Origin of the sequence: Novosphingobium sp. RL4, from assembly GCF_035658495.1 — a bacterium.
Classification (GTDB): Bacteria; Pseudomonadota; Alphaproteobacteria; order Sphingomonadales; family Sphingomonadaceae; genus Novosphingobium.
The window spans coordinates 3,332,501-3,355,850 of the sequence record NZ_CP141944.1 but is presented as its reverse complement, the minus strand read 5'-3'; the positions used below and the strand labels follow the sequence as shown (position 1 = coordinate 3,355,850).

General features: G+C 66.9%; 27 protein-coding genes and 1 tRNA gene (1 of these 28 only partly in view). 14 read left to right on the top strand and 14 right to left on the bottom strand.

The features are described from left to right. Positions 1-43: 43 nt before the first annotated feature. Positions 44-135, bottom strand: a tRNA-Ser gene (locus U9J33_RS16105). A 257-nt stretch (positions 136-392) separates the two neighbouring features. Here U9J33_RS16105 and U9J33_RS16100 point away from each other — a divergent pair. From U9J33_RS16100 to U9J33_RS16090, 3 genes are all read left to right on the top strand, one after another. Next, entirely contained in the window at positions 393-1,220 is an 828-nt protein-coding gene (locus tag U9J33_RS16100) for a DUF1134 domain-containing protein (RefSeq protein ID WP_324696688.1), read from the top strand. Between the two features lie 239 nt (positions 1,221-1,459). Further along, on the top strand, positions 1,460-2,638 hold the full coding sequence (locus tag U9J33_RS16095) for an aromatic amino acid transaminase (protein ID WP_132469738.1): 1,179 nt from the start codon (positions 1,460-1,462) through the stop codon (positions 2,636-2,638). Positions 2,639-2,640: 2 nt separating this feature from the next. Then, complete coding sequence (locus tag U9J33_RS16090) at positions 2,641-3,180, top strand: GNAT family N-acetyltransferase (RefSeq protein WP_324696685.1); 540 nt, start codon at positions 2,641-2,643, stop codon at positions 3,178-3,180. Positions 3,181-3,373: 193 nt separating this feature from the next. Here the strand turns inward: U9J33_RS16090 and U9J33_RS16085 are convergent, their stop codons facing one another. From U9J33_RS16085 to U9J33_RS16060, 6 genes are read right to left on the bottom strand one after another with little or no spacing between them, the layout of a single operon-like run. Then, the gene (locus U9J33_RS16085) at positions 3,374-3,991 is read right to left on the bottom strand and encodes a riboflavin synthase (RefSeq protein WP_054438501.1); all 618 of its coding nucleotides are present in this window, start codon (positions 3,989-3,991) and stop codon (positions 3,374-3,376) included. A gap of 2 nt (positions 3,992-3,993) precedes the next feature. Continuing rightward, entirely contained in the window at positions 3,994-4,980 is a 987-nt protein-coding gene (gene ribD / locus U9J33_RS16080; RefSeq protein WP_324696682.1) for a bifunctional diaminohydroxyphosphoribosylaminopyrimidine deaminase/5-amino-6-(5-phosphoribosylamino)uracil reductase RibD, read from the bottom strand. Beyond that, a complete protein-coding gene (locus U9J33_RS16075) occupies positions 4,977-5,480 on the bottom strand; it encodes a hypothetical protein (RefSeq protein ID WP_054438506.1) in 504 nt (167 codons plus the stop codon). Before U9J33_RS16075 ends, ribD begins: the two co-directional genes overlap by 4 nt. A gap of 33 nt (positions 5,481-5,513) precedes the next feature. Then, entirely contained in the window at positions 5,514-6,239 is a 726-nt protein-coding gene (locus tag U9J33_RS16070; RefSeq protein WP_324696679.1) for a SprT family zinc-dependent metalloprotease, read from the bottom strand. A 4-nt stretch (positions 6,240-6,243) separates the two neighbouring features. Then, positions 6,244-6,750, bottom strand: coding sequence for a YcgN family cysteine cluster protein (locus U9J33_RS16065; RefSeq protein WP_324696677.1), 507 nt, complete (start codon positions 6,748-6,750; stop codon positions 6,244-6,246). After that, positions 6,738-7,337, bottom strand: a complete 600-nt coding sequence (locus U9J33_RS16060) for an SCO family protein (protein ID WP_324696675.1) — start codon at positions 7,335-7,337, stop codon at positions 6,738-6,740. Before U9J33_RS16060 ends, U9J33_RS16065 begins: the two co-directional genes overlap by 13 nt. A gap of 115 nt (positions 7,338-7,452) precedes the next feature. Between U9J33_RS16060 and U9J33_RS16055 the strand changes: the two genes are divergently transcribed. The 5 genes from U9J33_RS16055 (at position 7,453) to ssb (ending at position 11,743) form a co-directional block, all read left to right on the top strand. Beyond that, a complete protein-coding gene (locus U9J33_RS16055) occupies positions 7,453-8,097 on the top strand; it encodes an ankyrin repeat domain-containing protein (RefSeq protein WP_082370398.1) in 645 nt (214 codons plus the stop codon). A gap of 8 nt (positions 8,098-8,105) precedes the next feature. Then, on the top strand, positions 8,106-8,759 hold the full coding sequence (locus tag U9J33_RS16050) for a COQ9 family protein (protein ID WP_054438541.1): 654 nt from the start codon (positions 8,106-8,108) through the stop codon (positions 8,757-8,759). Between the two features lie 209 nt (positions 8,760-8,968). Further along, complete coding sequence (locus tag U9J33_RS16045) at positions 8,969-9,208, top strand: FeoA family protein (protein ID WP_185996756.1); 240 nt, start codon at positions 8,969-8,971, stop codon at positions 9,206-9,208. Continuing rightward, positions 9,205-11,049, top strand: a complete 1,845-nt coding sequence (feoB, locus tag U9J33_RS16040; protein ID WP_054438513.1) for a ferrous iron transporter B — start codon at positions 9,205-9,207, stop codon at positions 11,047-11,049. The genes U9J33_RS16045 and feoB overlap by 4 nt, the downstream gene beginning before the upstream one ends. An 82-nt stretch (positions 11,050-11,131) precedes the next feature. Next, positions 11,132-11,743: a single-stranded DNA-binding protein gene (gene ssb / locus U9J33_RS16035; RefSeq protein ID WP_054438515.1), complete on the top strand. Its 612-nt coding sequence runs from the start codon at positions 11,132-11,134 to the stop codon at positions 11,741-11,743. A gap of 88 nt (positions 11,744-11,831) precedes the next feature. Here ssb and U9J33_RS16030 read toward each other — a convergent pair whose 3' ends face one another. Continuing rightward, on the bottom strand, positions 11,832-12,362 hold the full coding sequence (locus U9J33_RS16030; RefSeq protein ID WP_082370393.1) for a YceD family protein: 531 nt from the start codon (positions 12,360-12,362) through the stop codon (positions 11,832-11,834). Beyond that, positions 12,359-12,874: a ubiquinol-cytochrome C chaperone family protein gene (locus tag U9J33_RS16025; RefSeq protein ID WP_185996758.1), complete on the bottom strand. Its 516-nt coding sequence runs from the start codon at positions 12,872-12,874 to the stop codon at positions 12,359-12,361. Before U9J33_RS16025 ends, U9J33_RS16030 begins: the two co-directional genes overlap by 4 nt. Positions 12,875-13,061: 187 nt before the next feature. On the opposite strand from U9J33_RS16025, the gene U9J33_RS16020 reads away from it, so the two are divergent. The 6 genes from U9J33_RS16020 (at position 13,062) to U9J33_RS15995 (ending at position 17,035) form a co-directional block, all read left to right on the top strand. Next, the gene (locus U9J33_RS16020) at positions 13,062-13,538 is read left to right on the top strand and encodes an outer membrane protein assembly factor BamE (protein WP_243692742.1); all 477 of its coding nucleotides are present in this window, start codon (positions 13,062-13,064) and stop codon (positions 13,536-13,538) included. A gap of 169 nt (positions 13,539-13,707) precedes the next feature. After that, positions 13,708-14,265, top strand: coding sequence for an ATP-dependent protease subunit HslV (hslV, locus tag U9J33_RS16015; protein WP_054438519.1), 558 nt, complete (start codon positions 13,708-13,710; stop codon positions 14,263-14,265). Between the two features lie 13 nt (positions 14,266-14,278). Further along, positions 14,279-15,577, top strand: a complete 1,299-nt coding sequence (gene hslU, locus U9J33_RS16010; RefSeq protein ID WP_054438521.1) for an ATP-dependent protease ATPase subunit HslU — start codon at positions 14,279-14,281, stop codon at positions 15,575-15,577. A 130-nt stretch (positions 15,578-15,707) separates the two neighbouring features. Further along, positions 15,708-16,106, top strand: a complete 399-nt coding sequence (locus U9J33_RS16005; protein ID WP_054438523.1) for a GFA family protein — start codon at positions 15,708-15,710, stop codon at positions 16,104-16,106. Beyond that, positions 16,103-16,810: a phytanoyl-CoA dioxygenase family protein gene (locus tag U9J33_RS16000; protein WP_324696666.1), complete on the top strand. Its 708-nt coding sequence runs from the start codon at positions 16,103-16,105 to the stop codon at positions 16,808-16,810. The genes U9J33_RS16005 and U9J33_RS16000 overlap by 4 nt, the downstream gene beginning before the upstream one ends. A gap of 24 nt (positions 16,811-16,834) precedes the next feature. Next, a complete protein-coding gene (locus tag U9J33_RS15995) occupies positions 16,835-17,035 on the top strand; it encodes a DUF1737 domain-containing protein (protein WP_021235064.1) in 201 nt (66 codons plus the stop codon). 218 nt (positions 17,036-17,253) lie between these two features. Here the strand turns inward: U9J33_RS15995 and U9J33_RS15990 are convergent, their stop codons facing one another. From U9J33_RS15990 to U9J33_RS15970, 5 genes are all read right to left on the bottom strand, one after another. Then, complete coding sequence (locus tag U9J33_RS15990) at positions 17,254-19,074, bottom strand: ABCB family ABC transporter ATP-binding protein/permease (RefSeq protein WP_132469742.1); 1,821 nt, start codon at positions 19,072-19,074, stop codon at positions 17,254-17,256. A gap of 110 nt (positions 19,075-19,184) precedes the next feature. Beyond that, complete coding sequence (locus U9J33_RS15985) at positions 19,185-20,144, bottom strand: aspartyl protease family protein (RefSeq protein ID WP_324696660.1); 960 nt, start codon at positions 20,142-20,144, stop codon at positions 19,185-19,187. 191 nt (positions 20,145-20,335) lie between these two features. Beyond that, positions 20,336-21,502: a hypothetical protein gene (locus U9J33_RS15980; protein ID WP_324696658.1), complete on the bottom strand. Its 1,167-nt coding sequence runs from the start codon at positions 21,500-21,502 to the stop codon at positions 20,336-20,338. Between the two features lie 26 nt (positions 21,503-21,528). Continuing rightward, positions 21,529-23,043: an oligosaccharide flippase family protein gene (locus U9J33_RS15975; RefSeq protein WP_324696656.1), complete on the bottom strand. Its 1,515-nt coding sequence runs from the start codon at positions 23,041-23,043 to the stop codon at positions 21,529-21,531. Position 23,044: 1 nt separating this feature from the next. Further along, on the bottom strand, positions 23,045-23,350 hold the 3' portion of the coding sequence (locus tag U9J33_RS15970) for a glycosyltransferase family 2 protein (protein WP_324696654.1). Its footprint extends 660 nt past the window's final position; the window shows 306 of its 966 coding nt (coding positions 661-966); the start codon falls outside the window, past its right edge; it ends in the stop codon at positions 23,045-23,047.

Genomic DNA, 23,350 nt, shown 5'->3' with positions numbered 1-23,350 from the left:
GTCGTTCGTTGTCTTGATGGGAAAAGCTGAAACCGTTGCCGCATGGCGGAGACGGAGGGATTCGAACCCTCGGTACCCCCTTAAGGGTACGACGGTTTAGCAAACCGCTGGTTTCAGCCACTCACCCACGTCTCCGGATGCGGCCTAGGCGGGCCCTATAGCGAGGGGTATCGGGGGCGGCAAGGGGGGCTAATGCAGGTTTTTCGCTTTTTCGAAACGCTTGTGGGCAGATGCGAGGTTTCCTGCGGGTTCGGCCCGCCGCAAAACGGAGTCGCCCTGTCGACCGTTCATTGCGGGGTCAGGCGCACTGGATTCTCTAGTGACATGCCGTAGTGCGCCCAGCGGGGGCGCCTGCCTTTTTGATTTCGGGATCGCCATTGGAGGGCCAGAAAATGCCAGTCACCATGCAAATCGCCGCCAGGGGGGCGCCGGTTCGCTTGTCGAGCAAGCTGGGCGGAGCGGCCGCGGCCCTGCTCGTGCCCCTGCTCGTGCTCGTCGCGCCGATGACCTCGGCCGTGGCACAAGTGACCACCGTCGATCCGGATGCGGCGATCGACGCGGACATCAGCAGCGGCAACAATGCCGGAACCAGCTATCAGCCGCCGGTATCCAGCCCTGCCCAGACCGCGCAGGCCCAGCCGGCCTATCCCGGCAACGGCACGCCGGTCGATTCGTCCAGCAACGGTTCGACCTGGAACGGCAGCCCCGCGCCCATGCAGGCGCCGCCGGCCCAGAGCACCACCTATCACGAGGACGATCTGATCGGCGCGGCCGAGGGCGTGTTCGGCAAGGGCGCCAAGGGCCTGGCCGGCGTGATCGAGGACCTGCTCAAGAAGCAGGGCGAGCCCAATGGCTATATCGTCGGCCGTGAAGGCGGCGGCGCCATCGCCGTGGGCCTGCGCTACGGCTCCGGTACGCTCTACCACAAGATCGAGGGCGAACAGCCGGTCTACTGGACCGGGCCTTCGATCGGCTTCGATGCCGGGGCAAATGCGGGCAACGCCTTCGTGCTGGTCTACAACCTCAACGACACCGAAGACCTCTATCACCGGTTCGGCGCGGGCGAGGGGCAGGCCTATCTCGTGGGCGGCTTCACCGTCAGCTACCTGCGTCGCGGCGACGTGGTGCTGATCCCGGTGCGGGCCGGTGCGGGCCTGCGTCTGGGCGCGAACATCGGCTACATGAAGTTCACGCACAAGCAGAGCTGGATGCCGTTCTAGCCTGCGTCGTTGCTCGTCCGGTCCCCCGATCCACCGGGGCCGGACGAGCACGCGAACCCGTTTCAAGAGCCTGTCGGGAATGCGATTTTCCCTGCTGCGCGCCTTTCCGGGAAGTTGCACAAAATTTCGCGGTACAGGCTTTCCGGGACTGTGCGGCGCGATAAATTCCGGCATCCCGGCAATTCCCTGTCGATCTGCCATTGCGCGCTTTCCCTGCCCGGTCTAAGGCCCCGCGCGCCATGCTTACGAACCTTCAGCAACAGCCCGCCGACGCGCTTCTTGCGCTGATCAAGCTCCACAACGACGATCCGCGCGCGGACAAGATCGACCTTGGTGTCGGCGTCTACCGCACCGGTGAGGGCGACACGCCTGTGTTCCGCTCGATCAAGGCCGCGGAGGCCAAACTCGTCGCGGAGCAGGATTCGAAAGCCTACCTCGGCCCCGAGGGCGACATGGGCTTCGTCGAAGCGCTGATGCCCTACGTCTTCGGCAAGGCCGACCCTTCGATGGGCGGCCGCATCGAAGGCATGCAGACCCCCGGCGGCACCGGCTCGCTGCGCCTCGCGCTCGCCATGGTGAAGCGCGCCGGCTACAACCGCATCATCGTCGGCGTTCCCAGCTGGCCCAACCACGCCCAGATCTGCGCCGACCTCGGCCTTGAAGTCGTTGAATTCAACCACGCGCTCGCTTCGGGCACCACCGACATGGACGCGCTGCGCGGCGCCATCGCCAATGCCCAGGCGGGCGACGCCATCCTGCTTCACGGCTGCTGCCACAACCCCACCGGCATCGACTACAGCAACGAGCAGTGGGACGAGATTGCCGGCCTGATCGCCGCTTCGAAGATCCTCCCCATCCTCGACCTCGCCTATCAGGGCCTGGGCAAGGGCATGGAAGAAGACGCCTACGGCCTGCGCCGCGTGCTCGCTGCCGTGCCGGAAGCGCTGATCTGCTATTCGTGCGACAAGAACTTCGGCCTCTACCGTGACCGCGTGGGCGCGCTCTACGCGATGGTGGGCGATCCGGCCGACCTTACCAAGGTCATGTCGAACGGCCACAACCTTGCCCGCGCCAACTGGTCGCAGCCGCCAGACCACGGCGGCGCCGCTGTCCGCCTCGTCCTCGAAGACGAGACGCTGACCGCAGACTGGCTCGCCGAGCTGGACGAGATGCGCGACCGCATGCGCGAAGTCCGCGCCAAGCTGGCCGAGGCCGGCACCGCCGGTTCGGCCGACCTGACGCCGATGGGCGGCCAGAACGGCCTGTTCTCGATCGTGCCGCTGAACAAGGACCAGGTCCTTGCCATGCGCACCAAGCACGGCGTCTACATGGCCGGTTCCGGCCGCATCAACGTGGCGGGCCTGACGATGGGCAACATCGACAAGTTCATCGCCGCCGTTGCGGACGTGACCGCCTGATCATGAACAGACAGCCGGTCCTCGAAGGGGACCGGCTGGTCCTGCGTCCCCTTCGCGCGGACGACTGGGACGCGCTCTACGCGGCCGGATCGGACCGCGAGATCTGGGCGGTTCACCCCGCCCACGATCGCTGGCAGGAACCGGTGTTCCGCCAGTTCTTCGCCGACGCACTGGATGGCGGCGGCGCTTTCGCCATCATTGACAAAGAGAGCGGCGCCGTGATCGGCTCCAGCCGCTATGGCGTGCCCGAAGCGGGCGAAATCGAGATCGGCTGGTCCTTCCTTGCCCGCGCCCACTGGGGCAGCGGCCTCAACGCCGAAATGAAGCGCCTGATGCTGGAGCACGCGCTGGCGCATTTCGAGCGGGTGATCTTCAAGGTCGGCGCGGAAAATCTGATCTCACGCAAGGCCATGGAGCATATCGGCGGGCGGCTGACCGACCGCTCATTCGAGCGCGAGACCTGCGGTGTGGTGGGTGTCCATGTGATCTACGAGATCACGCGCGAGAGTTTCGCGGCGGGGCCTTTGAAGAACAAGGGATAAGTTCTGGGGGATGATCCCCCAGACCCTCGAAACGTCTTCGTTGTACCCAGCCTATATGTCCCGCGCGCCTTGCGGCGCAGTCAACAAGTCTCCCGACGCAGCCATGGGCGCGCTTCGCGGTTGGTCCGCGTGACCTGGACGGTACCGGGGGTGCAGGGGGGGCTATGCTCCCCTGCCTTTACTCTTCAATCCCTTACCCGCGAAGCGACTGCATCCGCTGCAGATACCGCGCCAGCACGTCGATTTCGAGGTTCACCCCGTTACCGGCCTTGAGCGCGCCGATGGTGGTGACTTCCGAGGTGTGCGGGATGATGTTCAGCATGAAGTGGCAGCTGCCGTCGCTCTGGTCGGCCACGTCGTTCACGGTCAGCGAGACGCCGTCCACCGTGATCGAGCCCTTGGGGGCGAGATAGGGCGCCAGTTCGGCGGGGGCCGCGATCACGAAGCGCTTGGAATCGCCTTCGGGGGTTACGCTGACCACGGTGCCAACGCCGTCGACATGGCCGGTGACGATGTGGCCGCCCAGTTCGTCGCCCAGCTTGAGCGCCGGTTCGAGATTGAGCTGCGTGCCTTGCGCCCAGCGGCCGTCCACCGTGCGCGATACCGATTCGGCCGAGATGTCTACCGCGAACCAGGCGTCTCCCGCCACGCCGCCCTTGTCCACCACTGTCAGGCACACGCCCGAACAGGCGATCGACGCGCCCATGGCGATGCCGGCGGGGTCGAAGGGGCAGGTGATGACCGCGCGCAGGTCGCCGGTCTGGCGGGCTTCGCGGATCTGGCCGACGGCGGTGACGATTCCGGTGAACATGGCTACCTTTCGAGCGGCTGCTCAGATGATTTTGCGGTCTCGTAGACTTCGAGCGTGTCGCTGCCAAGCTGTCGCCGCTCGGCGAGCCGCCATTGGCCATGCGCATCGGCAAGGCGCAGCAGGCCGAAGTCTGCAAGCGCGGGGCGGCCGCCGACGAGGATCGGCGCGCGGTAGATCAGCAGGCGGTCGACCAGCCCGGCGCGCAGGAACGAGGAGGCCGCGCCCGCGCCGCCTTCGACGAAGAGGTGCTGGGTGCCTTCCATGGCGAAGATCGCCTCGGGCGAGGGCAGTGCGTTCCAGCCTTCCGGCACCGCGCCGCGGGTGAGAACCCAGCGCCGGGGACTGCGTGTCTCGAGGCCGGGGAGGCGCACGTCGAGCCGGGGGCGATCTACCCGCAAGGTCGCTCCGCCCACGAGGATGGCATCGGCCCTGGCGCGCATGGCGTGGGTGTGGGCGCGGGCCTGGGGGCCGGTGATCCACTGGCTTTCGCCGCCGGCAAGGGCGATGCACCCGTCCAGCGACAGCGCCAGTTTGAGTGTGACTTCCGGGCGGCCGAGCCGCTTCGAGAGCAGATAGCCCGAAAGGCTCCGTTCGCAGGCGGGCGAGGGCAGGTGGCGTGCCGCGATCCCGGCGCGCAGGATGCGCGCAAGGCCGGAGCCGGAGGTGCGCGGATCGGGGTCCATGCACCCGATCACCACCCGCGCGACGCCGGAGGCGCTGACGAGATCGGCGCAGGCGGGGCCGCGCGCGGATTCGTGCGCGCAAGGTTCCAGCGTGACGTAGAGCGTCGCCCCGCGGGCGGCGTGGCCTGCGGCGGCGAGCGCCACCGCCTCGGCATGGGGGCGGCCGCCGGGCTGGGTCCAGCCCCGCGCGATGACCTTGCCCTCCTTGACGAGGATCGCGCCGACGCCCGGATTGGGGCGGCTCGCGGGCCGTGCACGCGCGGAGAGAGAGGCGGCGGCGGCGAGCCAGCGCGCGTCCTGGATCACTGTTCGGCGGGCTCCCGCGCGGGCTGCTGGTCGATCTGCGGAAGCGAGCGCCCTTCGGGCAGGCGCGGCGCGCCGATCTCTTCAAGCTCGGCCTTCTTGCGCGCGGCTTCCTCGACCTCGGCGTCGTGCGCGATCTTGTCCACGTCCATCCCGGACATGCGGCCGATGGTCTTGTACATCTCGCGCACGTCCTTGTCGCGCCGGGCAAGCTCGGCGGCCCAGGCTTCCTTGCGCTTCTGGTTCTCGACGTTGGAGGCCATGATCTGGGCATCGGTGCGATGCGCCGGCAGGACCGAGATATAGGTCACTTTCGGCGGCGGATGCGGCCCGCGTGCTTCCTGCGTGGACATGAGATAGAAGACCGAGAACGTGCAAGCGGCGGAAACCGCGGCGATGCGCCAGCGGTTTTGTCCTGCTTCCTTCCACACGGCGCGGAAATCCGCGACCATGCCGGTAGGGCTGACGTGCTTCCAGTATCCGGAACGATTGAACAGAGCCATGCCCGGCTATGTAGTGCCTAACGGGGCGGAACGCTACCCGAACGGCACATAGAGCGACCTGCCGTTTTCCCGGAGCCAGCGATTGGCCGAAGGCACGCTGCCCTCGAAGATTCGTCCCAGAAAATCATGAAATGCGGGCGAGTGATCGAAGTGGACGAGGTGCGCGACCTCGTGCGCGACCACGGAGCGGCGGACGGCATCGGGTGCCATGATGAGCCGCCAGTTGATGCGAATCGACCCGTCCGTCGCGCAGCTTCCCCAGCGCCGCCGCGCGCTCGACAGCGAGAGCGGCGGGGTCGGCTGGTCGGCGCGGTGGCAATATTCGGCAAGATCGACCGAGAGCACGTCCCGCGCCTCGCTTTCCAGCCAGCGCTTCAGGCGCGCGGCCAGCGAAGTGTCCGGGCCGCCGACGAGCAGTTCGCCATCGTCGGGCACCGGGCGGCGGGGCAGGGCGGGGTCATGGCGGATCGTGAAGCGGTGCCCCCGGAAATCGAGCGCGGCGCCGTTGCCGAGGGGGCTGGCCTGAGGCAGCGCCTCGATCTGGATCGCCAGCCAGGACTGCTTGGAGCGCGCGAATTCCAGCGCATCTTCCGAGCGGGTCCAGCGGGGGATCGAGATGCGGATCTCGCTGCCGTCAGGCGCCAGGCGCATGGTCATCCGCCTCGCCTGGGCGAGCCTGCGGATCACCACCGGAACCTGCCGCCCGGCGATCTCGATCACCGGTTCCTCGCGAGGGTCTCGGCGCAGCCAGTCCAGCACGGGTTCAGTCGGTTTCCCAGGGCGCGGGGCCTTCGGGTTCGAGATACTCGTCCCCGTCCTCCTCGTCGCCATAGGGCCAGACGATGTGGTTTTCGAGCGGCCCGGCCACGGTTTCGCTGATGACCTTGCCCGCCACCGAGATGCCGGCTGCGTGAACCGCGTCGCGATCGCCGCAGACGAGGTAGTGCCATTCGGGCAGCGGTTCCCCGTCGGCGCGCAGGCGGTAGGCGCAGCTTGGCGGCAGCCATGAAAGGTTGCCCGCCGTCTGCGGGGTCAGCTTCATGCAGTCCGGCACGAACTTGTGGCGCCGGGAATAGTCGCTGCACTGCGCCGTCTTGAGGTTCAGCAGCTTGCAGGCGACGTTGGTGTGGTAGATTTCGCCGGTATCGGCGTCCTCCACCTTGTGCAGGCAGCACTGGCCGCAACCGTCGCAGAGCGCTTCCCACTCCTCTCGGTTGAGCGTCTCGATCGGACGTTCCCAGAAGGGCCGGGTGACGCTCACTTCACCCACTTGGCCAGTTCGGCGGACACGGCTTCCGGCCCCTTGTCCACCGGCAGCATGGCGATCGGCTTGCCGTCCGGGTCCATGAGATAGGCGATGCGGCTGTGGTCCATCAGGTAGCCGCCGGGCGTGGCTTCGCCCTTCTTGTAGTAGACCGCGAAGGCATCGGCCGCCTGCTTGACTTGCGCGGGCGTGCCGGTGAGGCCGTAGAGGCGCGGGCCGAAGGCGGCGGTCCACTGGCCGACGATCTCGCGGGTGTCGCGTTCGGGGTCGATGGTGATGAAGATCGGCTGCACCCCGGCGGCCTGCGCGGCATGGGCCTTTTCGAAGAGGGTGAAGCCGCGCATCATCGCCTGCACGTCCATCGGGCAGGCATCCGGGCAGAACGTGTAGCCGAAGTAGACGATGCGCCACTTGCCCTTGAAGGTATCCCAGGTCACGGCCTTGCCGTCCTTGTCGCTCAGCGTGAAGGGGCCGCCGATCTGCGCGCCTTCGAGCGGCGGCGCCTCGGTTGCGGCCTGCTGGCACGCGGCAAGGGACATGCCCATGGAAAGGGCAAGTGCGATCGGTGCAATCCGGCGGAACAGGTATGTCATGGCGCGCCGCTTCATGCTCTGCTAGAGCCCGCCATGCAAGGGTGCGATGCCGGAAGGGAAGGCCGGTTTTCACGGTCGCCCTGTTTATCTGGAGGTAATGAAGGTGCCTAAGACCATGTCCGGGAACGTGTCGCAGCTTTCGCGCAGGATCCTGAAGACGGGGCCGGTCAGGATCGTCGTCGCGGCGATGGCGGCAGGCCTGATGTTCGCTTCCCCCGCCCATGCCGACTTTTCCGACGGGTACAAGTTCCTCGAATCGGTAAAGAAGAAAGAGGGCGAAAAGGTGGAGCAGGCGCTCATGGCGAACGGCCAGATCGTCAACGCCAAGGACGTGACCACCGGCGAAACCGCGCTGCTGATCGTGACGGGCCGCCGCGACATCACCTGGCTCAGCTATCTCATCGACAAGGGCGCCAACGTCAACGCCTCGGACGATCGCGGCCGCACGCCGCTGGCCGTTGCGGTCAGCCTCGGCTGGCGTGAGGGCGTGGCGCTCCTGCTCGACAAGAAGGCCGTGGCCGACACGTCGAACGATGCCGGCGAAACCCCGCTGATCTTCGCGGTTCACCGCAAGGACACCGACATGGTCAAGTCGCTGCTCGAAGCGGGCGCCGATCCCAGCCGTGCGGACAATTCGGGCCGCAGCGCGCGCGACTATGCCGGGCAGGAGGCCCGCGGCAGCTCGCTGGTCTCGCTGCTCGAGGAATATGCCAAGAAGAACACCGGAAAGGCCAAGGCGGTCTACGGTCCGAGCTTCTGAGCACCATGATGGAACAGGCTGATACCCTCGAAGCGCTGCGCCGCCAGCTTGCCCCCGCCATCGCCGATGCCGCCGCGTTCGACGGCTGGACGATGGATGCGGTGCGGCAGGCCGCCCATGTCGCGGATGTCGATCCGGCCCTGGCCGAATTCGCCTTCCGCGACGGGCAGATGGCGATGATCTCCGCGTGGATCGGCCATGTCGACGAGCAGATGGCGCGCAGCGTGCCCGCCGCCTCGCTGGCCGGCGTATCCATCCGCGAACGCATCCGCCGCCTCGTCATGGCGCGTCTCGATGCCGTGGCCGGGCGCGAGGAGGCGCTCAACCGGGCGCTCACCATCATGTCCATGCCGCAGAACCTCAAGGCCACGCTGCGCCTCGGCTGGCACAGCGCCGATGCCATGTGGCGGCTCGCCGGAGACACGGCGACGGACTACAACCACTATACCAAGCGCACGATCCTTGGCGGCATCTACGCCGCCACGCTGCGCGTCTTCGCCACCGACAAGAGCGAGAACAAGGCCGAGACCCGCGCCTTCCTCGACCGCCGGATCGAAGGAATCATCCGCTTCGAGAAGACCAAGGCCCAGTTCCTGCGGGCGCCGGAAGAACGGATCAGCCTGGTGCGGCTGCTGGGCCGGCTGCGTTACCCGGCGCGCTGATCTTTCACGAAAAAGCGCCGGGGAACTGCGCGAAGGCGATCCCCGGCTCCTTTTTCGAGGAAATACCGGACTTTCCAGGGGGCCTTGCGCGCCTTGCCCGATACCCGCCGGCGCGGCCGCGCGGCCTCGGCCGGTCTTCCGGGCCTGCCTGCATTGTTAGTTATTGCGAACAAGTTGCAATCGCTCTGCCGATCTGGCAGCGGAGCCGCATGACTCTCGATCTGCTCCCCATCGACCAGCGCGCTCGAATCGTCGCGGTGGACTGGAATGCCCTCGTTCCCGAAGAAGCCCGCCGCCTTCGCGCGCTGGGACTGGAGGAGGGGGCGACCGTCTCGGTATCGCACCGCGGCGTCGCCGGAGGGCGCGACCCGATCGCCATCGCCATCGGCCGCATGACCATCGCCGTGCGCCGGGCTCACGCCCATGCCATGGAGGTCGCGCCGGTATGAGCGGCCAGCGCAAGATCGCCCTCGTCGGCAACCCCAATGCGGGCAAGAGCGCGCTGTTCAACGCGCTGACCGGCGCGCGCCAGAAGATCGCGAACTATCCGGGGGTTACCGTGGAGCGCAAGTCGGGCCGCCTCGTGCTGCCGACCGGCGAGCCGGTGGAAATGACCGACCTTCCGGGTGCCTACAGCTTGGATGCGACCAGCCCCGACGAGGAAGTGACCTCCAAGGTCATTGCCGGTCACTTCACCGGGGAAGCCGCGCCCGATGTTCTGGTGGTCGTTCTCGACGCCTCGAACCTTGAGCAGCACCTTGTTTTTGCGCAGGAAATTCTTGCGCTGGGCAAGCCGACCGTGGTCGCGCTCAACATGGTGGACCTTGCCGAGCGTGACGGTCTGGTGATCGATCCCGCGGTGCTTCAGGAAGAACTGGGCGTGCGGGTGATCTCCACCGTCGCCGTGCGCCGCCGCGGCCTCGTCGAACTTGCCGAAGCGATCGCCTCGGCGGAAACCCGCCATCCGGGGCCGGGCCTGACCGCGCTTGGCGCCACCGAGCGCCGCGTTGCCGCCCATGCCATGGCCGACGCCGCGATCCTGTCCGAATCGAAGCGCCACCGCCTCCACGCGAAGCTCGACAAGGTGCTGCTGCACCCCTGGTTCGGCTTCCTCATCATGATGGCGGTGTTCTTCGTGATGTTCCAGGCGGTGTTTGCCTGGGCGACGCCGTTCGCTGATGCGCTGGATGCCGGCGCGGGCTGGCTGCACGATACCGTGAAGGGCGCGATGCCCCCCGGCTTGCTGCGCGACCTCCTGACCGACGGTGTGATCGCCGGCGTCGGTGCGGTGATCGTGTTCCTGCCGCAGATCGTCATCCTCTTCGCCTTCATTCTGGCGCTGGAAGCCTCGGGCTACATGGCCCGCGCGGCCTTCCTGATGGACCGGCTGATGGCGTTCGTGGGGCTTTCTGGCCGCAGCTTCATTCCGCTGCTCTCCAGCTTCGCCTGCGCCATTCCCGGCATCATGGCCACCCGTTCGATCACCGATCCCAAGGACCGGCTGACCACGATCCTGATCGCTCCGCTGATGACCTGTTCGGCGCGCCTGCCGGTCTATGCGGTTATCATCAGCGCCTTCATTCCCAACAATGACATCGGTGGAGGCGTACACCTGCAAGGCCTCGTGCTTTTCGCGCTTTATGTCGCGGGCATCGTCGGGGCCATGGTGGTGGCGCTGATCCTTCGCAGCACGGTTACCAAGGGTGCCGCTTCGGGCTTCATCATGGAGATGCCGAAGTATCAGTTGCCCCGTCTCAAGGACATGGCGATTGGCCTGTGGCAACGTGCGTGGATCTTCCTGCGCCGCGCCGGCACGATCATCTTCACTGTCACCGTGGTGCTCTGGGTGCTGCTCAACTTCCCGCAGGCCAAGCCCGGCGAGAGCCAGGTCGACGCCTCGATCGCGGGCAAGATCGCCAATGGCCTTGCCGTGGTGGTGGAACCGATCGGCTTCAACCGCGACATGGCACTGGCACTGATCCCGGCCATGGCCGCGCGCGAAGTGGCGGTCTCCTCGCTGGCGACGACTTATGCCGTCGATGCCGGGGACGACGAGGATGCGCAGGCGGTTGAACTGGGCGACCGGCTCAAGGGCCGCTGGACCCTGCCGATGGCGCTGGCGTTCCTGGCCTGGTTCGTCTTCGCGCCGCAGTGCATGTCGACCATCGCCGTCACCCGCCGCGAGACCAACGGCTGGAGGTGGCCGATCTTCATGCTCGCCTACCTGTTCGGCCTTGCCTACGTGGCGGCGGGCGTGACCTACTGGGTCGCGGTGGGGGCTGGGTTGTAGAAAACCCGCCTCGGCAGACTCGCGCCCGGGCTCGCCATTCGCTACCCCGTTCGCCGAATTTATACAGGAAAGCGATTCCCTCATGGCAGGCAGCGTCAACAAGGTCATTCTGATCGGCAACCTCGGAGCCGATCCCGAAGTGAAGTCGTTCCAGAACGGCGGGCGCATTGCCAATCTGCGCATCGCGACCTCGGAAAACTGGAAGGATCGCGCCACCGGAGAACGCAAGGAGCGTACCGAGTGGCACTCCGTGGTGATCCAGAGCGAAGGCCTGGTCGGCGTGGTCGAACGGTTCCTGCGTAAGGGCTCGAAGATCTACATCGAAGGCCAGCTGCGCACCCGCAAGTGGCAGGACCAGAACGGCAACGATCGCTACACCACCGAAGTCTCGGTCGGCGGCATCGGCGGCGTGCTCACCATGCTTGACGGCGCCCAGGGTGGCGGCGCTGGCGGCGGCGGCGCGCGCGGCGGTTCCGGCGGCGGCTGGGGCGAAGGCGGCAGCAGCGGCGGTTCGTCGGGCGGCTTCGGCGGCGGCAGCCGTTCGGGCGGCGGTTCGGGCAGCGGTTCGGGCGGAGACTGGGGCCGCAGCGGCGGCGCCGCGGGCGGCGCGTCTTCGGGCGGTGACGACTGGGGCCGCACGGGCAGCACCGGCGGCGGCTTCGGCGACGATCTCGACGACGATATCCCGTTCTGATCGTTCGCGAACCACATCATGGAAAAGGGGGCTTTCGGCCCCCTTTTTCGTATCCGTCAGGTCCGTCAGGGCTATCCCCCGAAGTCGCTCATTCCTTGAGGCCAAGTCCCTTGAGCGCGGCGAAGGGGCCGCTGTCCTCGGGCGTGCCGATCCCGGCGGCCTTGCGGGCGGCATCGGCGTCCGGCCCGGTCAGGAACGGGTCGATCGCAAGCGCAAGGCTCTGCGCCACGGCTTCGCCAAGGTCGAAGTGCGTGCCGGAATACTCGATCTCGTCGCAATCCTCGGCGGCCAGTTCCAGTTCCTCGTCAGGCGCATGGTCCGTCGCTTCGGGGACGAAGCGGAAGAACACCGGCTCGTCCACCGAGACGGCGATATCCTCTGCCGAGACAGCGCAGGCCTGGACGAATTCCGCCTTGATCCTGCCGCGGACATCGACCTTGCGGTCCCTGCGCGAGAGTTCGAGGTCGGCCGACAGCGAATCGATCCGCACGAGCATGAAGCGTTTGGCCAGGGCGGCGCGCTCGGCCTCATCGGCGGCGAGATGCGCGGCCTTGCCTTCGACCTGCCGGATGTCGAGGCTGCGGGAAAATTCGGGCTTGATGTTGGGGGTATCGGTCATCGCGCAATGCTCGCGTTCAGGATCTCTTGATCGGAAAGGGTATCGAGCCGGGCGGCCAGTGCCTGGACGTGCCCGGCCAGCTTGAGGGTGTCTGCGGCGCCGTTCAGCGTCACGTTGCGTTCCAGTACGCCCGCCAGTTCTTCCGCGCCCAGCGGCAGCGCCTCGCGCAGCGCGCCGATGCGGCCGCCCAGCACGCTCATGAGCTTGCCCATGCGCTTGCCCACCACGAGGTCGCCCACGCCCGACTGGCGAAGCTGCCCGTCCATGTCCTCGACGAACAGCTCGGTCAGGCGCACGGAAGGTTCGATCAGCGTCCCGTCACGCTCCATCCGCAGCATCACGAGCGCCAGCACCAGCGTTACCGCGTCGAAACGGCCCGGCACGCTGTCGGCCACGCCGAATTCGGCATACCAGGGCTTCTCGCGGGCGATCTCGACCACGCGGTGCCACAGCGGACGGACCTCGGCACGGGTATCGGATCGCTTGCCGACGAGACGGGAAAGTATGGACACGGGACAGTCTGACCTTTCGTTCATCGGCAATTCAATCGACCTGCCCCAACGCCCATTGCGTGACGGGCTGGCGGGCTCTAAGGCTCGGTGCCGTTATCTGGCCGATATATGGGCCCTGTGCCGGCTGGCAATGCCCGGCGCAGGTCCAGGCCCCGAATGGAGTGGGAAAATGCGCAGTTACGGTCACATGGCTAAAGCGGCAGGCATCGCGCTGGCGCTGGCTGCGCTGACGGGAGGTTGTTCCTCCATCCGCGATCACCGCGGCTACCTCGTCGACCAGACGCTTCTCGATTCGGTTCAGCCCGGCATCGACAATCGCCTCTCGGTGGAGAAGACCCTCGGCCGCCCGACTTTCATCAGTCAGTTCGGCGAGAAGGACTACTACTACATCTCGCAGACGGTGAAGACCCCGCCGTTCCGCCGCCCGCAAACCTCTGAACAGACGGTGCTGCGCGTGCGATTCGACCCGGCCGGCAACGTGGTGGGCGTGGACAAGCGCGGCATCGAGGAAGTCGCCCGGATCAACCCCGATGGCGACAAGACGCCGACGCTGGGCCGTCATCGCGGCCTGCTCGAAGACCTGTTCGGCAATATCGGCGCCGTCGGCGCAGCCGGCATGGGCGGCAGCACCGGACCGACCGGCCCCGGCCCGAACGGCAGCTGATCCCGGCAGCGAAAGTTGCCGCTGCAAAAAGCCGCGCGACATGCCTGAATGTCGCGCGGCTTTTTTGTGTCCGCCGCGGCCCGCTTTCCTCGGGTCTTCGGGTGCTTTTGCCGGTCCGGCGGACTGCTCACGGCTTGAACCGTGCGAACGCGGCCATATATCCCGCGGCATGGACAATAGCGGGGCGAGCCACGGCCTGATCCAGTGGCACGGAACGACCATCATCGGCGTGAAGAAGGGTGACAAGACCGTCATTGCCGGTGACGGGCAGGTTTCCATGGGCAACACCGTCATGAAGCCCAATGCGCGCAAGGTGCGCCGCATCGGCGACGGGAAGGTGATCGCGGGCTTCGCCGGCGCCACTGCCGATGCCTTCACCCTTTTCGAACGGCTGGAGCGCAAGCTGGAGCAATATCGCGGCCAGCTCATGCGGGCCGCGGTGGAACTGGCGAAGGACTGGCGCACCGACAAGTATCTGCGCAACCTCGAAGCGCTGATGATCGTGGCCGACGCCGATACCCTGCTGGTGCTGACCGGCAACGGCGACGTGCTGGAGCCGGAAGGCGGCATCACCGCGATCGGTTCCGGCGGGAACTATGCGCTCGCCGCCGCCCGCGCGCTCGACGACTATGAAGAGGACGCCGAGCGCATCGCCCGGCGCGCCATGGCCGTCGCCGCCGACATCTGCGTCTTCACCAACGACCGTGTCACGGTCGAGACCATCTGAGATCATCGAAAACATGAAAGACAACCTGACCCCGAAGGCGATCGTCCGCGCCCTTGATGAACACATCGTCGGCCAGACCGAAGCCAAGAAGGCCGTCGCGGTGGCCCTGCGCAATCGCTGGAGAAGGCAGAAGCTCTCGCTCGAACTGCGCGACGAGGTGACGCCGAAGAACATCCTGATGATCGGCCCCACGGGCTGCGGCAAGACCGAGATCAGCCGCCGCCTCGCCAAGCTGGCCGATGCGCCTTTCGTGAAGGTGGAAGCCACCAAGTTCACCGAAGTCGGCTATGTCGGCCGCGATGTCGAGCAGATCGCCCGCGATCTGGTGGAAGAGGCGATCCGCCTCGAAAAGGAACGCCGCCGCGAATCGGTGCGTGAAGCCGCTTCCAAGGCGGCGATGGAGCGCCTGCTCAATGCCCTTGTCGGCGAAGGCGCCTCCGAGGCGACCCGCGCCTCCTTCCACCAGCGCATCACCGAAAACGCCATGAACGAGACCGAGGTCGAGATCGAGGTCGAGGACGGACCCTCGGCGCCGATGGAGATCCCGGGCATGGGCGGCTCGGTCGGCATGATCAACCTGTCGGACATCATGGGCAAGTTCGGCGGTCCGAAGCTGACGCGCCGCAAGATGAAGGTGCCTGACGCCTGGGACAAGCTGGTCGACGAGGAGTCGGAAAAGCGGATGGACCAGGACGATGTGGCCCGCACCGCGCTGGCCAATGCCGAGACCAACGGCATCGTCTTCCTCGACGAGATCGACAAGATCGCCGTGTCCGACGTGCGCGGCGGCTCGGTCAGCCGCGAAGGCGTGCAGCGCGATCTGCTGCCGCTGATCGAGGGCACCACCGTTGCCACCAAGTACGGGCCGATGAAGACCGACCATGTCCTCTTCATCGCCTCGGGCGCGTTCCACCTCGCCAAGCCTTCCGACATGCTGCCCGAGCTTCAGGGCCGCCTGCCGATCCGGGTAGAGCTGAAGGCGCTGACCGAGGCCGATTTCGTGCGCATCCTCTCGGAAACCCGCGCGAACCTGGTGGCCCAGTACCGGGCGCTGCTCGCTACCGAGGAGGTTTCGGTGGAAGTCACGAGCGACGCGGTCAGCGAAATCGCCCGCATCGCCGCGCTGGTGAACGAGAGCGTCGAGAATATCGGCGCCCGGCGCCTGCAGACGGTGATGGAAAAGCTGCTCGAGGAACTCAGCTTCGAGGCCGAGGACCGCAAGGGCGAGACCGTGACCATCGACGAGACTTACGTTCGCGACAGGCTGGAAGGCCTCGCCGGCAACGCCGACCTGTCGAAGTACATCCTGTAAATCCCGATAGCCCCGGACTGCCGCCCCGGATCGCTGCCGCGCAAGCGGCGCGGTCCGGGGCGGTGTTCATTTGTTCCTTGAATGTTCTTGCTGGCCGGCTAGTCTCCCTCGCATCAGAAGGAGATTCGCAATGACGCTCGAAGGTGGATGCCAGTGCAGCGACGTTCGCTACACTGTAGAGGGTGAGCCGGAACACGTCGCGCTTTGCCACTGCGCCGATTGCCGCAAGTCGTCCGGCGCGCCGACGGTGGCCTGGGCCGCTTTCAAATCGCCGGAATTCACGGTGACCGCTGGCCAGGCCAGCGTCTACAACTCCAGCGGCAGCGCCATGCGCCACTTCTGCCCGCGCTGCGGCACCGGGCTGTGGTACACGAACGAGGAATACCTGCCCGGCCTCGTGGATATCCAGGTCGCCACGCTCGACGATCCCGATGCCCTCCCGCCCGGAGCCCATATCCAGGTTGCCGAGCGGATCGGCTGGATGAAGCAGATCGGCGATCTTCCCGAATTCGAACGCTATCCGGGGTGAACGGCTCCGCGCCTCCTGCGGAAGCCGGAGACGAGCGGCTGCAACTCCGTCTGGACCGTGATGGCGCCTGTTTTCATGGCGGGCTGGCTTTGCCGATTCTCGATGCGCTTGCCGGGGTTCTGGCGAAATGGCCGGACGGCCGGGCCGGAACCCGGATCGCGGGAGGTGCCGGACTGGCGCGGCTGCTCGGGCCGGAAGCGCCGGTCGGTGCGCGACTGGCGGAACTGGCCGGTCTGCCGGTGCGCCCGGTCAAGGCGGTGCTGTTCGACAAGAACGACCGGGCCGACTGGTCGCTGGGCTGGCATCAGGACCGGACGATCGCGGTCCGCGCCGAAGCGGATTTGCCGGGCTTCGGGCCTTGGACCGTCAAGCAGGGCATTTGCCATGTGGAACCGCCCTTCGCGTTGAGCGAAGGGATGCTGACGGTGCGCATTCATCTCGATCCGGTCGATGCCGGAAACGCCCCGCTGCTGATCGTTCCGGGCTCGCACCGGCTGGGACGCATCGCGGTGGCCGATGTGGACGCGATCGTGGCGCGGGCGCCGGTGTTCTCGTGTCTGGCGGACACCGGGGATGTCTGGATCTATCGAACCCCGATCCTCCATGCCTCCCACGCGGCCCGGCCCGGCCGTCGCCGCCGGGTGCTCCAGGTCGATTACGCTGCCGGGGACTTGCCAGCCCCGCTGGAGTGGCTAGGCATCTGACATTCGAAATTGAGAGAGATGCCGATGTACCAGACGCCCGAAGACCGCCCGATCTACCGCCTGCTCACCGGAGCGGACGACCGCGCCTTTTGCGAGCGTGTGTCGGAAGCACTGGCGCAGGGCTGGCGGCTCTACGGCTCGCCCTCGCTATCGTGGGATACGGCCGAGAATTGCATGAAGGCGGCTCAGGCGGTGGTGTGGCACGAGGCCGACGTTGTCAAATAAAGTGCCGGCGCGCCGCATCCTGAAAGCGCAGCCGCGCGTCAGGCGAAGACGACACCGGGGATAAGCGCCGCCGCGACCAGGGGAGCCAGCGCTGCCATGTGCAGCAGGATTGCGGACAACGGGGGGCATTTCACGTGCGGGAGGCTCCGGGTCGGAAGGGGCATGGCGGAGAAACCCCCGACCCCTTCCGATGGTTCCCGCAAGCAGGCGGTCCCGCCTTATTCTGCCGCTTCGATCATCGCTTCGGCTTCGGCGGCCTGGCGCGCCCACATTTCCGCATAGAGCCCGTCCTGCCGCAGGAGCTGGGAATGGGTGCCGCTCTCGGCCAGGCGCCCGTCATTGAGCACGAGAATCCGGTCCGCATCGGCGATGGTCGAAAGCCGGTGCGCGATCGACAGGCTGGTGCGGTTCTCGGATACGCGGTGCAGCGTGGCGAGGATGTCCTGCTCCGTGCGGGTGTCCAGCGCGGACGTGGCTTCGTCGAGCAGCAGGATCGGCGGGTTCTTGACCAGCGTGCGGGCGATCGCCACGCGCTGTTTCTCGCCGCCGGAAAGCTTGAGGCCGCGTTCGCCCACTTCGGTGGCGAAACCCTGCGGCAGGCGGTCGATCAGGCCCATCAGCGCGGCGCCCCGCGCGGCGTTTTCCACCTCGTCCTGCCCGGCGCCGTCGCGGCCATAGGCGATGTTGTAGCCGATGGTGTCGTTGAACAGCACCGAGTCCTGCGGAACGATGCCGATGGCGGCGCGCAGGCTGGCCTGGGTGATCCCGGCGATGTCCTGCCCGTCGATCAGGATGCGGCCCTGCTGGGGATCGTAGAAGCGGAACAGCAGCCGCGCGAGCGTGGACTTGCCCGCGCCCGAAGGGCCGACGACGGCGAAGTTCTGTCCGGCCGGAACCTCGAACGAGAGGCCCTTGAGGATGCGGCGGTCTGGCTCGTAGCCGAACTCCACATTGTCGAACACCACCGAGGGCCGGCGGATCACCAGCGCCGGGGCGCCGGGCTTGTCAGAGACTTCCTGCGGTTCGTCGAGCAGCCGGAACATTTCCGCCATGTCGATCAGGCCCTGCCGGATCGTGCGATAGACCATGCCGAGCATGTCGAGCGGGCGGAAAAGCTGCGTGAGGTAGGTCTGCACGAAAACGAGCTGACCGGCCGTGTACTGGCCCTTGTACCAGCCCCAGACGGTATAGCCCAGCGCGCCCGCCATCAGCAGGTTGACCACCACGCCCTGCGCGATGTTGAGCAGCCCGAGCGAGTTCTCGCTCTTGACCGCCGCGACCGCATAGGCCCGCGTAGCCTGGGCGTAACGCTCCCGTTCGCGGTCCTCGGCGGAGAAGTACTTCACCGTTTCATAGTTGAGCAGCGAGTCCACCGCGCGGGCCAGCGCTTGCCCGTCCAGCCGGTTCATCTGTTCGCGCAGCTTGGTGCGCCACTCGGTGATCGTGCGGGTCACCCAGATATAGGCGGCGATCGCCACGGCAGTGGCGATGACGAGGCCGGGGCCGAAATTGATGTAGAAGATCACCGCCACCACCAGCAGTTGCAGGATGGTGGGCGCGATGTTGAAGAGCATGAAATAGAGCATCGTGTCGATGCTCTTGGTCCCGCGCTCGATCGTCTTGGTCACTTCCCCGGTGCGGCGGGCAAGGTGGAACCGCAGCGAGAGCCGGTGGAGCTGGCCGAACACGTTTTCCGCCAGTTCGCGGGTCGCATCCTGTCCCACGCGCTCGAACACGATGTTGCGGAAGTTGTCGAACGCGGTCTGGATCAGGCGGCCCGCTGCGTAACCCAGCACCATCAGCATCGCGAGCTGCACCAGCTTCGGGCCGGTGGCGCCCATCAGGTCGACCGCCCACTTCATCAGGTAAGGCAGGGCAAGCTGGGTTGCGGTGGAAAGCAGGATGAACACGCAGGCCCAGACGATCCGCCAGCGCAGCGCCGGATTCCCGGCAGGCCAGAGATACGGCATGAAGCGCAGCAGGGTGCGCCAGCCATCGTGGCGGGCGCGGGAATCGGTTACGGCGGTGTCTGGCGGCATCGCTGCTATTTAGGGTGTTCGCGTCGATAGACAATCGCGTCCGGGAATTCGCGGAAAGAGGGCGGTTCCCGCTATCGCCCGCGCGGTGGACGGTGCGCGGCGGGGCCTCTTCACGATCCCTTCGGCATGTCGAACAGGATGCGGCGCGTCGAGAAGTCTATCGCGATCCGCTTGAACACCCTGAGTTCGCGCATGCCGAGGAAGATCGCGGGGCGTTTGCGCAGGCTCAGTTCCTTGAAGGCGGGGGCATCGGCGAAGGCGATCACCACGTTGGAAATGTTGACGTCGCTGATCCTTAGCACTTTCGCCACGCCGAGACCGGCGGGCAGTTCGTGGCCGGTGACGCTGAGCAGGGTGGTCTGGCCGGCGGACCTTTCGCGGATCGCGCGTTGCAGGGCGAGGTTGCCGATGGTCGAACTGGCGCCGGTGTCGATGACGACGTCGGCGCGGATACCGTCGATCAGCGCATCGGTGAGGATGAGGCGCCCCTCGCGCTTGCGGGCGCGCACCACGATCTCGTAACCGCTGCTGCCGCCCAGGCTCTGGGCGTCGCCGATGGCGATGGTATTGTGCACGAAGTCCAGCACGACCCGCTGCCCCTGCAGGCTGTCCGTGCCGACGATCCCGTCCGCCCCGATGTGCTGTCGTTCCAGCAGGGGCACGGTAAGGTCCGTGTAGTTCTTCTGCCCGATATCGAGCGACTGGAGCTGTGCGGTGGCCACGCTGCTGGTGCCGCCCATGCTGATGACGCGCACTTCCGGCCCCTGCACGAGCCCGAGCCTGCCCGCCAGCGTGCTGGAGACCACCGTGTTCTGCGATCCCGTGTCGATCAGGAAGCGGTAGGGGCCCTTGCCTTCCAGCCCGACGTCCACGGTCATCCGGTCGTCGATGTCGGCCTGGCCCTGCACGGTTTCGGTATCCTGCAAGGCATCCTTGATGGAGCCTCTCAGGGCCAGGGCCGGAGGGTCGGCGCCGGTGGGTGCCGGCGTCCCGGATACGGCAGGAGGGCTCACGCCCAGAATCACCGATTCCGCGATAAGAAGTGCCTTCGCAAGCATGCTTGCGGCCATGTCATCCTCCCCGCGGGGTTGATCCCCGTCGGATTGTTGTCAGGCATGGACACTACCATGAAACGCGAGTGGAACAAAGGAAACTCGCGGGTTCGGGGGTGGCTGCGTCCCGAATCGGGAGGTGCCTTCGCGCAGCATTTTCCGCAGCAATATCGCCGGCGATCCGCGCGGCGGCATGAGCCACGCGCCAGTCAGCGCGCGGCGGCTTCTGCCACGATCAGGCCGCTGCGTTCGAAGGCCGCGCGCAAGTCCGGGTCCTCGACGAAGCGCGCCGGGTCTGGAGAGGCGCGTTCCCAACGGTCGTACTTCCAGCTGTTGGATATGCCCTTCATGTGGCGATAGCCGAATTCCGGGGAGAGGGTGCGGTTGTGGGGCGATCCGAAGACGTTGTGGACCGACCATGTGTACTTTGCATCGTGGCGCGCATCGGGAACGATGCACCACTTCGGGGGGCAGATCTCCTGCTCTTCCCGGTCGCGCAGGAGAAAGTCGCCGTGGCGGCAATCCTCGGGCGTGGCGGCGCGGTGGTTGGCGCTGCTGATCCATGCACCGCCGAACTTGATGAAGCCCGCCTTCGAGGCTTCGGTTTCGGCGAAGATCGATCGTTCCCGGCTGGAAAGGACGAGTTCGTCTATATCGACGTTGAGCACGCTGCGTGCGCGGCGCAGGAAGCGGAAGCGCGCGTGCTGGAGCGATCCGGTCTGGCAATAGTCCGAATCCCAGGGCGTCTCCCGGCCGTCCACCGCCCCGGCAAGACCGCCCTGCGGCCCGTAGATGAAGGGCCAGTCGACCACCGCGACAGCCATGTCCGGGAAGGCCTGCTCCAGCGCGGCGCGCAGTTCGCCAAGGGTATAGGCGGTCGAGCCGTTGTCGTAGAGCAGCACGCCGTCGGCGCCGTGGATCGCGACATAGAAGGCGATCCAGTCCTTGATCCAGCGGATGTCGTTGTTGCGGGACAATGTGTGGATCACCCGCCGTCCGGCGAAAAGGTGCGAGAGGTCGGGCTGGACGGTGATGTCGAACCGGCCGAGAGCTCCGTCCAGCAACAGGGTATCGCCATCATGGCGCAGGCGGATTTCGCAGCCCTTGCTGCGATCCACGAGGCGGGCCTTGGGCCAGAGCGGCCGGAACTTGCTGCGCAGGCCCTCGGCCGCCTTCAGCATCGGCAGGAAGTTCAGGAATGGCGGCCCCTGAAGCACCACCTCCGGCCCGGAGCGATAGACGTCGTAAAAGATCGTGCGCCAGTCGAACTGCGCGGCATAGGCGGCGTTGCGCAGGTTCTCCGGCCGGGGAGACTGGCGCACGATCCCCCGGTCCTCGGCGACGTGGCAGGCGGAAAGGGAGATCGTTTCGTCCATCGGTGCAGGTCTCTGTGCGGCTGCGCTCAACGAGCGGCCTGGAGGCGGTTGGCGACGGTCCGCGCGAAAGGCAGCGATGAGGCGAGGCCGAGGAGGTCGTCGAGCGCGGGGTGGCGCAGCAGGAACAGCGTCGCCAGCCAAGCCGCCACGCCGGCGATCGTGGTGGCGAGCAGCATGGCGAAGCCGAGCTGCGCGGGCGGCGTCCAGAACAGGTAGCACAGCGTCAGCGGGGCGATTGCGGCCAGCGTCGCGGCGGCGCTGCGGGCATAGATGTGCAGCAGGGCGCGCACGTCGAAGCGAACCAGTCCGTGAATGAAGCGCGCATAGAGGCCGAGCCAGAGCGCACCGTAGACAAGGCGCGAGGCCGCGGCGCCCTCCAGCCCCCAGAGGCAGCCGAACGCCAGAAGCGCGATGGAAAGCACGGTATCGGCGATGTTGAAGGCGAGCAGGCGGTTGAGCCGTCCCAGCAGGATCGGCAGGTCGCTCACCAGCGGCAGGGCGATCAGCATGATTTCGGTGAGCGAGATCATCGTCAGCAGCGGCGCCGTGCGCATCCACGCTTCGCCGTAAAGAATGCGGACCAGCGGGTCTGCTGCCAGTGCGAGCCCCGCCATGCCGGGCCAGATGACGGCCGAATAGCCTGCACAGACCCTGAGATATGCGGGGCCAAGCGGCTCCCCCCGGTCGCGGATACGGGCGAAGGCGGGGAAGAACACGCTGCCGATGGCGCCCGAGATCAGCGTGCGGAACTGGTCGGACAGGCTGGCCGCGCGGCTGTAGAACCCGACGGCGGCGATGTTCAGCAGCTTTCCGAGGATCAGGTCCGGGCTGCGCGTGCCCAGTGCACCGGTCAGGTAGAGCACGCTGGAACGGGCGCCGAAGCTCAGCACCGGCCGCGCACCGTCCACGCGCAGCGGCCAGGGCAGGGCGGGGCGCAGGAACTGCGCGATGATCCCGCGCGAGGCGGCGGATGCCACTGTGGCCCATGCCAGCGCAAAGGAGGATTCGCCCGCAGCCGCCAGCGCTACCGCGACCGCGCCTTGCGTGAAGGCGCCGCCGACATTGATGGCGAAGTGTCCCCGGAACTGCATGGCCCGCGCCATCAGCGCCATAGGCACGACCGTCAGCGGCAGGAAGAAGTAGCTGCCCCCGATGATGAGGAGGATGGGCGTCAGGGCAGGCTGGGCATAGATGTGCGCCATCGGCCAGGCGAGCGCCCAGATCACCGCAACGACCACCAGCGAGAACAGCAGCGCCACCGAACTGCACCGGGCCACTTCCCGCCCGTGGAGCACGGCGAGTCCCGAAATGTAGCGAGAGAGTCCGAAGTCCTGGAGGATCGCCACGAGCAGGGCTGCGGCGAGCGCGATGGAGAACAGGCCGACTTCGGCCGGTGTCAGGAAGAACCGCGAGATCACCACGGAAGTCGCGAACTGCATGGCGAAGGAAAGATACTGTCCCGCCATGGCCCAGGCCGCAGCCCCGCGCACGCTCATCGCGGCGGGTTCGCGGCCGTCGGTGGGGGCAGTGTCTTCGCTCATGTCAATGTGCCGCCAGCGTCGCAGCGAGCCGGAGCGCGCGCCGCGGTTCGCCGAGCCGCAGCAGCCGCACGACCGTCCGCCACATCCCCTCACGCGCGCCGCCTTCTCTCAGATGACGCAGGATCAGATCGAACCCCTCGTCTCGAAGCCCCGTGGGTGAATAGAGCAGGTCAGGCGCCACGCGGGCACGAACCGCGCGCGAGATCCCCTCGCGCCCGAACAGCTCGTCGAGCTCGTCGATCGGGGGCAGCCGTTCGAGGTCCGCCGTGGGGTCGGGCCGCCCGGCCTCTCGTTCCTTCCAGGCGAG

Bases quoted from the DNA above. Each gene is read 5' to 3' on its own strand.
- U9J33_RS16100 (WP_324696688.1), top strand. From the start codon at position 393: ATGCCAGTCACCATGCAAATCGCCGCCAGGGGGGCGCCGGTTCGCTTG.
- U9J33_RS16095 (WP_132469738.1), top strand. From the start codon at position 1,460: ATGCTTACGAACCTTCAGCAACAGCCCGCCGACGCGCTTCTTGCGCTG.
- U9J33_RS16090 (WP_324696685.1), top strand. From the start codon at position 2,641: ATGAACAGACAGCCGGTCCTCGAAGGGGACCGGCTGGTCCTGCGTCCC.
- U9J33_RS16085 (WP_054438501.1), bottom strand. From the start codon at position 3,991: ATGTTCACCGGAATCGTCACCGCCGTCGGCCAGATCCGCGAAGCCCGC.
- U9J33_RS16075 (WP_054438506.1), bottom strand. From the start codon at position 5,480: ATGGCTCTGTTCAATCGTTCCGGATACTGGAAGCACGTCAGCCCTACC.
- U9J33_RS16060 (WP_324696675.1), bottom strand. From the start codon at position 7,337: ATGACATACCTGTTCCGCCGGATTGCACCGATCGCACTTGCCCTTTCC.
- U9J33_RS16055 (WP_082370398.1), top strand. From the start codon at position 7,453: ATGTCCGGGAACGTGTCGCAGCTTTCGCGCAGGATCCTGAAGACGGGG.
- U9J33_RS16050 (WP_054438541.1), top strand. From the start codon at position 8,106: ATGGAACAGGCTGATACCCTCGAAGCGCTGCGCCGCCAGCTTGCCCCC.
- U9J33_RS16045 (WP_185996756.1), top strand. From the start codon at position 8,969: ATGACTCTCGATCTGCTCCCCATCGACCAGCGCGCTCGAATCGTCGCG.
- feoB (WP_054438513.1), top strand. From the start codon at position 9,205: ATGAGCGGCCAGCGCAAGATCGCCCTCGTCGGCAACCCCAATGCGGGC.
- ssb (WP_054438515.1), top strand. From the start codon at position 11,132: ATGGCAGGCAGCGTCAACAAGGTCATTCTGATCGGCAACCTCGGAGCC.
- U9J33_RS16030 (WP_082370393.1), bottom strand. From the start codon at position 12,362: ATGACCGATACCCCCAACATCAAGCCCGAATTTTCCCGCAGCCTCGAC.
- U9J33_RS16020 (WP_243692742.1), top strand. From the start codon at position 13,062: ATGGCTAAAGCGGCAGGCATCGCGCTGGCGCTGGCTGCGCTGACGGGA.
- hslV (WP_054438519.1), top strand. From the start codon at position 13,708: ATGGACAATAGCGGGGCGAGCCACGGCCTGATCCAGTGGCACGGAACG.
- hslU (WP_054438521.1), top strand. From the start codon at position 14,279: ATGAAAGACAACCTGACCCCGAAGGCGATCGTCCGCGCCCTTGATGAA.
- U9J33_RS16005 (WP_054438523.1), top strand. From the start codon at position 15,708: ATGACGCTCGAAGGTGGATGCCAGTGCAGCGACGTTCGCTACACTGTA.
- U9J33_RS15995 (WP_021235064.1), top strand. From the start codon at position 16,835: ATGTACCAGACGCCCGAAGACCGCCCGATCTACCGCCTGCTCACCGGA.
- U9J33_RS15990 (WP_132469742.1), bottom strand. From the start codon at position 19,074: ATGCCGCCAGACACCGCCGTAACCGATTCCCGCGCCCGCCACGATGGC.
- U9J33_RS15985 (WP_324696660.1), bottom strand. From the start codon at position 20,144: ATGGCCGCAAGCATGCTTGCGAAGGCACTTCTTATCGCGGAATCGGTG.
- U9J33_RS15980 (WP_324696658.1), bottom strand. From the start codon at position 21,502: ATGGACGAAACGATCTCCCTTTCCGCCTGCCACGTCGCCGAGGACCGG.
- U9J33_RS15975 (WP_324696656.1), bottom strand. From the start codon at position 23,043: ATGAGCGAAGACACTGCCCCCACCGACGGCCGCGAACCCGCCGCGATG.